Annotated in this window: 11 protein-coding genes; 9 read left to right on the plus strand and 2 right to left on the minus strand. The window is 65.6% G+C overall.

All coding sequences use genetic code 11. The features are described from left to right. The first annotated feature begins 12 nt into the window (after positions 1–12). From argH to M9955_01970, 5 genes are all read left to right on the plus strand, one after another. Entirely contained in the window at positions 13–1,413 is a 1,401-nt protein-coding gene (gene argH, locus M9955_01950; protein MCO5080402.1) for an argininosuccinate lyase, read from the plus strand. Positions 1,414–1,472: 59 nt separating this feature from the next. After that, positions 1,473–1,679 (plus strand): hypothetical protein, encoded by a 207-nt coding sequence (locus M9955_01955; GenBank protein MCO5080403.1) that lies wholly within the window; start codon positions 1,473–1,475, stop codon positions 1,677–1,679. Positions 1,680–1,736: 57 nt separating this feature from the next. Then, complete coding sequence (gene lysA, locus M9955_01960) at positions 1,737–3,005, plus strand: diaminopimelate decarboxylase (protein MCO5080404.1); 1,269 nt, start codon at positions 1,737–1,739, stop codon at positions 3,003–3,005. Positions 3,006–3,115: 110 nt separating this feature from the next. Next, the gene (locus M9955_01965; GenBank protein MCO5080405.1) at positions 3,116–5,674 is read left to right on the plus strand and encodes a TIGR02302 family protein; all 2,559 of its coding nucleotides are present in this window, start codon (positions 3,116–3,118) and stop codon (positions 5,672–5,674) included. A 313-nt stretch (positions 5,675–5,987) separates the two neighbouring features. Then, positions 5,988–7,913, plus strand: coding sequence for an LTA synthase family protein (locus tag M9955_01970; protein ID MCO5080406.1), 1,926 nt, complete (start codon positions 5,988–5,990; stop codon positions 7,911–7,913). A gap of 35 nt (positions 7,914–7,948) precedes the next feature. On the opposite strand, the gene hpt is transcribed toward M9955_01970, so the two are convergent. Both hpt and M9955_01980 read right to left on the minus strand, forming a co-directional pair. Continuing rightward, the gene (gene hpt, locus M9955_01975) at positions 7,949–8,485 is read right to left on the minus strand and encodes a hypoxanthine phosphoribosyltransferase (protein ID MCO5080407.1); all 537 of its coding nucleotides are present in this window, start codon (positions 8,483–8,485) and stop codon (positions 7,949–7,951) included. An 11-nt stretch (positions 8,486–8,496) separates the two neighbouring features. Next, positions 8,497–9,153, minus strand: a complete 657-nt coding sequence (locus tag M9955_01980; GenBank protein ID MCO5080408.1) for a hypothetical protein — start codon at positions 9,151–9,153, stop codon at positions 8,497–8,499. 184 nt (positions 9,154–9,337) lie between these two features. Between M9955_01980 and ftsE the strand changes: the two genes are divergently transcribed. The 4 genes from ftsE (at position 9,338) to M9955_02000 (ending at position 12,597) form a co-directional block, all read left to right on the plus strand. After that, positions 9,338–9,997: a cell division ATP-binding protein FtsE gene (ftsE, locus tag M9955_01985; protein MCO5080409.1), complete on the plus strand. Its 660-nt coding sequence runs from the start codon at positions 9,338–9,340 to the stop codon at positions 9,995–9,997. Further along, positions 9,990–10,961 (plus strand): ABC transporter permease, encoded by a 972-nt coding sequence (locus M9955_01990; GenBank protein MCO5080410.1) that lies wholly within the window; start codon positions 9,990–9,992, stop codon positions 10,959–10,961. Before ftsE ends, M9955_01990 begins: the two co-directional genes overlap by 8 nt. Continuing rightward, on the plus strand, positions 10,951–11,730 hold the full coding sequence (locus tag M9955_01995) for a YdcF family protein (GenBank protein ID MCO5080411.1): 780 nt from the start codon (positions 10,951–10,953) through the stop codon (positions 11,728–11,730). Before M9955_01990 ends, M9955_01995 begins: the two co-directional genes overlap by 11 nt. 78 nt (positions 11,731–11,808) lie before the next feature. Next, a complete protein-coding gene (locus M9955_02000; GenBank protein MCO5080412.1) occupies positions 11,809–12,597 on the plus strand; it encodes a 1-acyl-sn-glycerol-3-phosphate acyltransferase in 789 nt (262 codons plus the stop codon). Positions 12,598–12,599: the final 2 nt, after the last annotated feature.

Consider the following 12,599-nt stretch of genomic DNA (forward strand, 5'->3'; position numbering starts at 1 on the left):
CCGGTTACCACGATGAGCGACGCCAAGACCAGCAACCAGATGTGGGGGGGACGATTTGCCTCCGGCCCCGCCGCCATCATGGAAGCAATCAACGCATCGATCGGCTTCGACCGGAAGCTTTATGCGCAGGACATCCGCGGTTCGCTCGCCCACGCCGAAATGCTGGCGGAAACGGGCATCATTTCCAAGGCCGATCAAGAGAAAATCACTCACGGCCTGAACACGATTTTGAAAGAGATCGAGAGCGGCGCCTTCACCTTCTCCACGAAGCTGGAAGACATCCATATGAACGTTGAGGCGCGGCTGGCCGAACTGATCGGTCCCGCCGCAGGCCGCCTGCACACGGCGCGTTCCCGCAACGACCAGGTGGCGGTCGATTTCCGCCTGTGGGTCAAGGACGAGTTGCATCGGGTGGCGGCCGCGTTGAAGAGCCTTATGAAGGTCTTCCTACGCCGGGCGGAAGAACATGCGGCGACGGTCATGCCGGGCTTCACGCATCTCCAGACCGCGCAGCCGGTGACCTTCGGCCATCACTGCATGGCCTATGTCGAGATGTTCGCCCGCGACCTGTCGCGCGTACGCGACGCCATCGAACGCATGGACGAAAGCCCGCTGGGCGCGGCAGCACTCGCCGGCACCGGCTTTCCCATCGACCGGCACCGCACCGCCCAAGCGCTGGGCTTCCGCGAGCCGACCCGCAATTCGCTGGATTCGGTGTCCGACCGCGACTACGCGCTGGAATTCCTGTCGATCGCAGCGATTGCGGCCACGCATCTGTCGCGGCTGGCGGAGGAGATCGTTATCTGGTCGACGCCGCAATTCGCCTTCGTGCGGCTTTCGGACAGGTTCTCGACCGGCTCGTCCATCATGCCGCAGAAGAAGAATCCTGACGCCGCAGAACTGGTGCGCGCCAAGACCGGCCGCATCAATGGCGACCTGATCGGCCTGCTGACCGTGATGAAGGGCCTGCCGCTGACCTATTCGAAGGACATGCAGGAGGACAAGGAAGCCGTCTTCGATGCCGCCGAGACGCTGGACCTCATGCTCGCCGCCATGACCGGCATGGTCGGGGACATGACCGTCAACGAGCAGGCGATGAAGAAGGCCGCCGGTTCCGGCTATTCCACCGCCACGGACCTCGCCGACTGGCTGGTGCGCGTATTGGGCATTCCGTTCCGCGAGGCGCATCATGTAACCGGCCGCGCCGTCGCGTTGGCCGAAGAGAAGAAGGTCGGGCTGGAGAAGCTGACGCTCGCCGATCTGAAGTCGATCCATGACGGCATCACCGACGACGTCTTTTCGGTGCTCGCCGTGCAGAATTCGGTGAAGAGCCGCAAATCCTTTGGCGGCACGGCCCCGACCGAGGTGAAGAAGCAGATTCGCTACTGGACGAAGCGGTTGGCCAAAGCTTGATCGTGCAAAACGGACGAAACTTGGCTACAAGCGCGCGACACATCTCCGGAAGGGGTTCCATGCGAACGCGCACCGTGACCTTGCTACTTTGCCTCGCCGCACTCGGCCTCACGGCCGCCTGCGGCCGCAAGTCGGACCTGTTGACGCCCTACGAGGCGCAGGTCGAGGCGCAGAAGGCGGCCGAAAAGGAGGGGCAGCCGGCCCAGCCCGTGCCGGAGAAGCCCGCGAACGACAAACGCTTCATTCTCGACGGCTTGATAGACTAGAAGCCGCCGGATATTCGGACCCGGCTTCCCGTACGACCTCCTTTTGAAGACAAGACCGTGAACCATTTCGAATACCGCGATGGCGTTCTGCATGCCGAGGACGTTCCCCTGCCAGAGATCGCGGCGGCGGTAGGCACGCCGTTCTACTGCTATTCGACGGCGACGCTGACGCGCCACTTCCATGTCTTCAGCAAGGCCTTTGCCGGCGCCGACATGCTGGTCTGCTATGCGCTGAAGGCGAATTCCAACCAGGCCGTCATCCGCACGCTGGCGAAGCTCGGCGCCGGCGCCGATGTCGTCTCGGAGGGCGAACTGCGCCGGGCGCTGGCCGCCGGCGTTCCGCCGGAGAAGATCGTCTTCTCCGGCGTCGGCAAGACGGCGCGCGAGATGGATTTCGCACTGGAAGCGGGAATCCTGTGCTTCAATGTCGAATCCGAGCCGGAACTGGAGCTCTTGTCGGCCCGCGCCGTGGCGCTCGGCAAGATGGCTCCGGTGTCGCTGCGCATCAACCCCGACGTCGACGCCAGGACCCACAAGAAGATCTCCACCGGCAAGGCAGAGGACAAGTTCGGCATTCCGCTGACGCGGGCGCGCGAGGTCTATGCCCATGCCGCGCGGCTGCCCGGGCTGAAGGTGACCGGCGTCGACGCCCATATCGGCAGCCAGATCACCGATCTCCAGCCTTATGACGACGCCTACCGCCTGCTGGCGGAACTGGTGCGGACGCTGCGCGCCGACGGGCACCGCATCGACCATGTCGACCTCGGCGGCGGGCTGGGCATCCCCTACCGCACAGACAACGATCCGCCGCCGCTGCCGGACGCCTATGCCGAGATCGCGCGCAAGCACACGGCCGACCTCGGCGTAAAGGTCATCTTCGAGCCGGGCCGCATGATCGTCGGCAACGCCGGCATCCTCGTCACGCAGGTCATCTACCTGAAGGAAGGCGAGGCGAAGAACTTCATCATCGTCGATGCGGCGATGAACGACCTCGTCCGCCCGACGCTCTACGACGCCTTCCACGAGATTCGCCCCGTGGTCCAGACCGCACCCGATGCGTCCCGTGTCCGGGCCGATGTTGTCGGACCCGTCTGCGAGACCGGCGACTATCTGGGCCACGACCGCGACCTGCCGCGCCCGAATCCCGGCGATCTTCTGGCGGTCGGCACGGCGGGCGCCTATGGCGCGGTGCAGGCAGGCACGTACAACAGCCGTCTGCTCGTCCCGGAGGTTCTGGTCGACGGCGACCGTTTCCACGTCATCCGCCCGCGCACCAGCTACGATGCGCTGATCGGGCTCGATTCCGTGCCCGGCTGGCTTGCCTGATCGGGGTTGCGAGCTTCACGTTTTCGCTAGCGCGCCTCGCCTTTGCCGTGTTTGCTGCTATTGTTTGAGTCCGTAGAGCGGCGCCGCGCCGCGCCACCCGGAAAGGGCGGATGAGCGACAACAAGGCAGCAAACACGACCAGACCGACCGTGGCACGCCTCCGCCGGGCCCGGCTCGGCACGTGGATGGCGGTGTATGTGGAGCGGCTTTGGCCGCTGCTCCTGCCCGTCGTCGTCGTCGCAGGCCTGTTCGTCAGCGCCTCATGGTTCGGCCTGTTCAGGTTCGTGCCGGACGCCGCGCGCATCGCTCTCGTCAGCCTCTTCGCGATTGCCGCGCTGGCGGCTCTCTATCCGTTGCGCTTCTTCCGCCGTCCGCGTGCTGCCGAGATCGACCGCCGCATCGAGCGCGCCAACGAGCTGCCGCATGCGCCGGTGACGACGCAGAACGACCGGCCGGCCGGCGGCGACGGCTTTGCCGGCGCGCTGTGGCGCGAGCACCAGCGACGCATGGCCGAACGTCTGGCGAATGTCGCCGGCGACCTGCCGCATGCCCGCCTGCCAGAACGCGATCCGTGGGGCCTGCGCGCCGTCGCCGCGCTTCTCGTGGTGACGGCTTTCGCCTTCTCCTTCGGCCCGCTGGGCGGCCGGCTCACCGATGGTTTCAGCGCCCATGCCGGCGCGGAAGTCCTGCCGCCGCGCATCGACGCCTGGATCACGCCGCCCGCCTATACGCGCAAGGCGCCGATCTTCCTTACCGCGGATGTGAACCAGCCCGGCGCCACCTTCACCGTGCCCAAGGGCAGCGACCTAGCGTTGCGCGTGACGGGCGGCAGCGGCGACGAGACGCTGAACTTCACCGGAGCGGACGGCATGATCCGCGAGATCGCGCCGAAGGGCGCGGCCGCCGATACGCCGCAGGGAGGCGTCGCCGCAAGGCAGTTCGAGGGCAAGCTAACGGCTGACGGCGTGCTGGCGCTGACATCCGGCGAGAGCGACCTGCGCAACTGGACCTTCCGGATCATTCCGGACAATCCGCCGACCATAAAATTCATCGGTGAGCCGAAGCGCGCCGCCAACGGCACGCTGGAGCTCAACTACGAGATCGCCGACGACTACGGTGCGGCCTCCGCCAAGGCCGAGTTCGATCTCGCCGAGCCGCAGGCGGAAGACGCCCGCCCGCTCTACAGCGCGCCGGAAATGCCGCTCGCCCTGCCCCGCCGGGGCAACGAGTCCAGAGCCGCCAAGGTATCCCGCGATCTCACCGAACACGTCTGGGCCGGAGACGCGGTGAAGCTGACGCTGAAGGCGGTCGACGATGCCGGTCAGGAAGCGGTCAGCGAGACGAAGACCTTCATCCTGCCGGCGCGGCCATTCACCAATCCGCTCGCCAGGGCGGTGGTGGAGGACCGCCGTATCCTGTCGCTCGACGCCAATCGAAAGCGCGACGTGCTCGACCTGATGGACGCCGTCACGCTGCGTCCCGAGGACACGTTCGACGACATGGCGCATTATCTCGGCATCGTCGCCGGCCGCACGCGGCTGGCGCTGGCCGCCAGCGACGAACAGTTCCGCGAGGTGGCCGACTATCTCTGGCAGATGGCGCTGACCATCGAGGACGGCGACCTTTCGGCGGCCGAGAAGCGGCTGCGGCAGGCGCAGGAGAACCTCAAGCAGGCGCTGGAGAACGGCGCGAGCGACGAGGAGATCGACCGCCTGATGAAGGAACTGCGCGAGGCCATGAACGAATTCCTGCGCGAATTCGCCGAGCGCGCCCAGCAGAACCCGAACCTCGCCGATCAGATGCCGCAGAACGGACAGGAACTGCGCCAGAGCGATCTCGACCGCATGATGGACCAGATCGAGAATCTGGCGAAGTCCGGCAACCGCGATCAGGCGCGGGAACTGCTGTCGCAGCTTCAGGACATGATGAACAATCTGCAGGCCGGCCGTCAGCAGCAGCAACAGCAGCAGAGTGGCCAGAGCGACCAGATGCGGCAGCAGATGAACCGGCTGGGCGAGATTATGCGCCGCCAGCAGGAGATGATGAACGAGACCTTCGGGCTCGGCCAGCAGCGCCGCGGCCAGCAGCAACGCGGCCAGCAAGGCCAGAACGGCGAGCCACAGCCAGGCGAGAACGGGCAAGGCCAGCAGCCCGGCTCCGGCATGGCGCCCGAGGAATTCGCCGAAGCTCTGAAGCAGCTGCAGCAGGGCCAAGGTCAGCTCCAGCAGGATCTGCAAGGCCTGATGAAAGATCTCGAAGGCATGGGCATCCAGCCCGGCGAAGGCTTCGGCGACGCCGGAGAGGCCATGGGCGAGGCCGAAGGCGCGCTCGGACAGGGCGAGGGCGACCGCGCTGTCGGCGAGCAGGGCCGCGCTCTGGAGGCCCTGCGGCGCGGTGCGCAGAACATGATGCAGCAGATGATGCAGGCCATGCAGGGCGATCAGGGCGGCAGCGAGAACGGCGGTCGTCAGCAGAACGCAGACCGCGACCCGCTGGGCCGTCCGCGTGCCACCACCGGCCCGGACTTCGGCGAATCGGTGAAGGTGCCGGACGAGATCGACATCCAGCGCGCCCGCCAGATCCTCGAAGCGATCCGCAAGCGGCTTGGCAACGCGCTCAGCCCGGAAATCGAGCGGGATTACCTCGAGCGCCTGCTCGAGATGCGCTGAGCCTCAGCGCGCGGCTTGCCGGCCGCGCACGACCACGATCCACAGATACCTGACGGCCTGCCGACGGCGCTCTGTCGCCACGCCAATTCTCCAGTTTCCGCAACGTCTTGAGCCGGCATCGCCCCGCGGCGACGCACCCGCCGCGAATCAATTCATATGACAAGGCCATGATGCCCTTCACATTTTTGCCGTCTCCCCTAGCTTTCATGACAATTCAATGACAGAGGCATGACACCGTATCGCCCGAGGGTACGCTTTGGTTTCAGTAGCAGTGGCAGGCGCAGCGACGCCGAAGAACAGGTTCCTTCCGGCGTTGACGCCTCCGGGGCGGCAGCGATTCGGGCGTGGCTTCAGGACGGTGTCGGTCACCTTGCTGATCGCCCTCTTGTTGACGCTCGCCATCGAGATGGTCGCGCGCGGTTCGGCCGGCAGCGCTCTCAGCTTCCTGATCCAGCCCTACAAGCCCGGCTGGACGACTGTCGCCGTCATCGCGCTGCTTTTCCTGGCGCTGGACGCGCTGTTGGGCCGGGCGCATCAGGGCCTGCTGGTGCTGGCGCCGATATTCATGCTGCTCGCCTTCGCCGGGCATCAGAAGGCGTATTATCTCGGCGACCCGCTCTATCCGACCGATTTCCTCTATGCCCGCCAGATTGTCGAGCTGATGCCGCTGCTCGTGGCGGACCGGCCGTGGACCGCAGTGGGCATGGCGCTGTCGATCGCCGGCGTCGTCATCGCGCTCGTCTATGCATGGCGTTTCTGGCAGCGAAAATTTCCGAAACTCTCGCCCGCCAACCGCATCACGCGCCTGCTGATCGCGGTACCCGCGCTGGCGTTCTTCGCTTCCATCATGGACTACGCGACGTTTTCCTGGACTCGCGACCGCCTGCAGATCTTCCCGATGATGTGGGATCAGAAGGAAAACTACGCCCAGAACGGCTTTGCGCTCGCCTTCGCCATGAATGTGCCAATGGCCAAGGTCGCCGCGCCCGAAGGCTATTCCCCCGAGGCCATCGCGGCGGCGCCGCAACCGGCCGCCCTTCCCGCCGTGCCGCTGAACCGGCCCGACATCATCGTGGTGATGAGCGAATCGTTCTGGGACCCGGCGCGGCTTCCCGGCACCCGGATTCTGCCCGACCCGATCGAGAACGTCCGCAGGCTGCAATCCGGCAGCGTGTTCTCACCCGAGTTCGGCGGCATGACCGCGAATGTTGAATTCGAGGCGCTGACCGGCTTCTCCAACGCCTTCCTGCCTTACGGTAGCATCCCGTATCAGCAATATGTGCGCGACAAGCTGCCGTCGATGGCGACCTTTCTCAAGGATCAGGGCTACGGGACGCTCGCGATCCATCCCTTCGAAGGCTGGTTCTGGAACCGTACCTCCGTCTACAAGGCGTTCGGTTTCGATCGCTTCCTTTCGTCGGAGGAGCTGCCGCCATTGAGGAAACGGGGCCAGTTGGCGTCGGACGCCGCGCTGACCGAGGAGATCATCGCCGAGGCCGAGGCGGAGACCAGGCCGTTCTTCATTTTCGCGGTCAGCTTGCAGAACCACGGCCCCTACGAGCCGAACCGCTACGCGACCGCGTCCCACTCCGTCGGCACCATCGGCGGCCCATGGGCGCAGGGCTCGATCCTCACCTATGCGGAGGGCATATCGGACGCCGATCGCGGCCTGCAGGATCTGGTCGAATGGGCCGAGCGCCGCGAGCGGCCGACAATCATCGCGTTTTTCGGCGATCACCTGCCGCCGCTCGGGCCGGCCTATGTCGAGACGGGTTTCCTCGAAAAGCCGGTGCCGGAGCGCAAGGAGTCGGCCGAGAGCATGGCGCTGCATCGCGAAACGCCGCTGGTCATCTGGTCGAACCGGTCCGGCTCGACCAAGACCGGATCTATCAGCCCCGCCTTCCTGCCGCTGGAGATTTTCCGCACGGCGGGTATCGAGCATCCCTACTATACGGATTTCCTCGCCAGGGTGCGGGACCAGTACCGTGTGGTGGAGCGCAACATGCTGATCGGCGCCGACGACACCCCGACGGCAGACTGGTCGCGGGAAAAGGCGATCCCGCCGATGATCCGGGATTTCCGCTACCTGCAATACGACATGATGTTCGGGAAGCGTCACGCCCTGCCGACATATTTCCCGGAATTGCAGCCCAGGAAGGACGACGCGATCTCGCGCCACTACAAGGGAATCGTCGGCTTCAACCTGACCGGGCCGCAACCTGTGTTCTCGACGCTGTAGGCGCCTCGCCGCCCGTCCGGAAAGCCCGAGGCGCCTCAGGACTTGACCACGCCGACGAAGGGCAGTTCGCGGAACGCATGGGCGACGTCCATGCCGTATCCGACGACGAAATAGTCCGGGCAGTCGAAACCGACGAAATCGGCTTCGATATCGGCCTTACGGCGCATGCGCTTGTCGAGAAGCACGGCGAGCGAGCAGCTTTTCGCGCCGCGCGACAGCATGAGATCCCGCGCGAATTTCAGCGTCTTGCCGGATTCGAGGATGTCGTCGACGAGAAGCACGTCGCGCCCGGCGACATCGTTGTCGATATCGCGCAGCACCTTCACCTCGCCGCTCGTCGTGCCCGTTCCGTAGCTCGATATGAAGATGAACTCGACTTCCGGCGACAGGCCGACGTCGTGCATGGCGCGGATGAGATCGGCCGCGAAGATGAACGAACCCTTGAGCACCGAGATGACCAGCAGGTCATGATAGTCGTGCTCGGCAATCTGCTTGGCGAGTTCGAGGTTGCGCCGCGCGATGGCGGACGCGGAGAACAGCACCTCGATCTCTTTGTCGCGGACAACAGGCATGGGAGAGGCCCCTAATCGTCAAAGGCGACCGAAACGGTCTTCACTCCGTCCTTAGGCATGACAAGGCGCCCGGAAAAGCTGTATTTTGCGCCAGGCGCCAGTGGCGTGCGCAATGTCCCCAGCCTGTACACCGCCGTTTCGCCACCCTGCGACAAAACAGTCACCGCCAGCGCGGGCACCTTGCCGGACAGTTTGCCGTCATTGCGGATCTCTCCGTCGACCACGAGCGCGTCCTCGCCCTCCACCGTGCCGGTAATGGACCGGACATTGTCTATGCGCAGGTCGGGTTCCTGCGCCGAGATCGCGGCGACAAGCCCCGGCCCGAGGGCGGAATGCCCGCCGGCGACCCAGAACGCCGCGACGACCGCGACGCCGCCTGCAAGCCAGAATAGCGGACCTCCCCGCGTTCCGCCGGCCTGCGAGCGGCCGTTTCCCCGCTGCAGAAAGGCCAGACCCGCCGGCTTTCTCGGCGCGGCACGCGGTGTACGAGCATGCGAAATTGATATCTGAGGCTCCGGCGACACCTCGATATAGTCGGCGTCGATCACGTCATGGGCCGCCCAGTCTCCCGCCGGCATGCCAGCCGGCTCCGCCGACGCGCGCACAACGTCGCGCCTTCCGGCCATCATTTCGCCGGAAACGGAGCGTGCGGTGCCGGAATCAGCCATCCGTGCTGCGTCTTTCTCTTTATCCGTTGTCTTAAGCAGGCGTAAAAGAGAATGGTTAACGCTTCTTCACCGGCCTCGCCGCGAAGCGTTCGCAACCGCGGAAATTTAACCGCCGGTTAACCATGCCGGGACGATTGTCGCCAAGGGTCGGCGCTGCCGCCCGAACCCCTGAGGAAGTCGCAAATTGATCCGGTTCGAGAATGTCGGCCTGCGCTACGGACTCGGTCCGGAGATTCTGCGCGACATTTCGTTCGACCTGCCGGAGCGCTCCTTCCAGTTCCTGACCGGTCCTTCCGGCGCGGGCAAGACGTCGCTGCTCCGGCTGCTGTTCATGTCGCTGAAGCCGACACGCGGACTGATCAACATATTCGGCAAGGACCGCTCGCGAATCACGCCGAAGGAACTGCCCTATCTGCGCCGCCGCATCGGCGTCGTGTTCCAGGATTTCCGCCTGCTCGACCATATGTCCACCTTCGACAATGTCGCGCTGCCCTTGCGCGTGCGCGGGCGCGAGGAGGCAAGCTACCGGCACGACGTCGCCGAACTCCTGAAATGGGTCGGCCTCGGCGACCGTATGCACGTCCTTCCGCCGGTGCTTTCGGGCGGCGAGAAGCAGCGCGTCGCCATCGCCCGCGCCCTGATCGAGCAGCCGGAAATCCTGCTGGCCGACGAACCCACGGGCAACGTCGACCCGCCTCTGGCGCGCCGCCTGCTGCGCCTCTTCATCGAAATGAACAGGCTTGGCACCGCCGTCGTCATCGCCACCCACGACCTGCACCTGATGGAGCAGGTCGACGCACGCCGCATGGTGCTCACCGACGGAAGGCTGGACGTCTATGACTGATGTTCCGGCCGACGTTCCGCGCGCCCAGCCCGCCTACCGCGCCGCGCGGCGGCCGGCGCCGATCATTCCGGAGCAAAGCCTGTCCGGGCAGTCGCTGGTGCTCGTCATCGCCATCATGACCTTCCTGTCGTGCCTGACGCTGGGCGCGGTGACGATGATCCGCGACACCGCATCCGTGTGGCAGACCCAGATCGCGCGCGAGGCGACCATCCAGATCAAGCCGGCCGAGGGACTGGACATGAACGCCGCGCTCGGAAACGCCGCCAACATCGCCGCCGGCTTTCCCGGCGTGACCGGCACGCGCATCGTCGACGAGGCGGCGACCGCGCGGCTTCTGGAGCCGTGGCTCGGTGCCAACATCGACTTCGCGCAGCTGCCGATCCCCCGCCTCGTCATCGTCACCATCGACCGCGCCAGCCCGCCCGATTTCGCGGCCATACGCAGCGCATTGGCCACGGAAATCCCCTCGGCCAACCTCGACGACCACCGGACATGGGTGGACCGGCTTGTCTCCATGGCGCGCAGCATGGTGACGATCGGCATGTCGGTGCTGGCGCTGATGCTGACGGCGACGGTGCTCACCGTGATCTTCGCGACGCGCGGGGCGATGGCGGGGTCCGGTCATATCATCGACGTGCTGCATTTCGTCGGCGCCGAGGCGCGCTTCATCGCCGTGCAGTTCCGCCGGCATTTCCTGGCCACCGGCGCGAAGGGCGCGGCGGCCGGCGGATTGGCCGCGGTCCTCACCTTCATCGTCTTCTCCTGGTGGTCGTCCATCAACATGGCGACGCCGGGGGCCGATCAGGCCGCCGCCCTTTTCGGCAATTTCGCCATCGGCGCCAGCGGCTATGCCGGCGTGTTCTTTGTCATGCTGGCCGTCGCCGGCATCACCGCGCTCACCTCGCATCTCACCGTCGTCGCCTATCTCACCGATATCGAGAACAGGCAACCCGATGGCGGTTGATGACGGAAAAACCGTCTACCGTGGCCTGCCGAATGGCGCTAGCCTTCACGGCATGGCCGAGGACCAACCGACGCCGCCCTCTGGCTTCGATTCCGCTGCGACCGGGAGCCCGCGCCTCCGGCCGAGTTCGGTATTTCGCGTTTTCCGATTCGTGTTCCTCGCGGCGCTCGCCTGCGTCGCCGTCCTCGCCGGCGGCTTCGGCTTCTTCGCGGACTATGTGAGCACGCTCGCAACGCCGCGCAATCCGGACCCGGCGGACGCCATCATCGTCGTCACCGGCGGCCGCTCGCGGTTGGAGGCGGCTGTCGGGCTGCTGAAATCCGGCAAGGGCGAGCGCCTGCTGATCAGCGGCGTGCATCCGGCGGCCGATCTCGACGATCTGCGCGCCGTGACCGGCGGCGACCGCACGCTGTTCAAATGCTGCGTCGATGTCGACTATGCCGCGCTGGACACGATCGGCAACGCGCAGGAAAGCGCCAAATGGCTGAAGGACCACAAATTCGCCCGCGCCATCCTCGTCACCAACAACTACCACATGCCGCGCACGCTGCTGGAGATGAAGCGCTTCGTTCCGGACACGGAATTCGTGCCCTACCCGGTCGTCAACACGCGCATAGACCACGGCAACTGGCTAACCAGCGGCGAGGTGCTGCGGGTACTTTTCACCGAATATGCGAAGTATCTTGCGGCCGTCGCCCGTGGCCTGCTGCCGCTCGACGGAGACGAAGAGCCCGCCGAGATGGTCAACGTAGCGCCTTCCAACGGCTGACCGCACGGCGAAGCGCCGGCTTTCCATGGCGCGGCGCAATGGTGTAACAGCGGCCGACTCCTATCTGCGGACCGCTGCATGCTCGTTCTGAGATCCCTGGCCTTCAATACGGTCTTCTACGCCAGCCTGATTGTTCAGATGATCTTCTGGGCGCCCTTCTATTTCCTGTCGCCCCGGCATGCCGCATGGTTCGTGCCGAAGTTCTGGGCGCGCACCTGCGCATGGCTCTACGAAAAGATCGCCGACACGCGCTCCGAGATCACCGGCGCCGAAAACCTGCCGGAAGGGTCGTTCATCCTCGCGCCGAAGCACCAGTCATTCTGGGACGCCATCAGCTTCTTTCCGTATCTCGACGATCCGCTCTACATCCTCAAGCGGGAGCTGCAGTGGATTCCCTTCTTCGGCTGGTACATCATGAAGATGCGCATGATCCCGGTTGATCGCGGCAGCCGCTCGAAGGCGCTGAAGGCGGTGGTGGCCGCGACAAGGGCCGAGATGGCGCGCAACCCGCGCCAGCTCATCATCTATCCCGAAGGCACCCGCCGCGCCCCCGGCGCCGAGCCGGCCTATAAATGGGGCATCGTCGAACTCTACACTTCCCTCGGCATACCCGTGGTGCCGGTGGCTCATGTCGCCGGCCTCTACTGGCCGCGCCGGAAGTTCCTGCGCTTTCCGGGCACCATCAAGGCCCGCTTCCTGAAGCCGATCGAGCCCGGCCTGTCGAAGGAGGAATTCATGGCCCGCCTGATCGCCGAGACCGAGGCCGCCTGCGACGCGCTTCTGGTCGACGCCGCGCGTTCGGAGAACCCACCCCCCATGCCGCCCACCGCCATCAAGCGGCTGGCGGAACTGGGCGTGAAGACCTGAAG

The sequence above is a fragment of the Rhizobiaceae bacterium genome, from assembly GCA_023953845.1.
Lineage (GTDB): Bacteria > Pseudomonadota > Alphaproteobacteria > Rhizobiales > Rhizobiaceae > Arvimicrobium.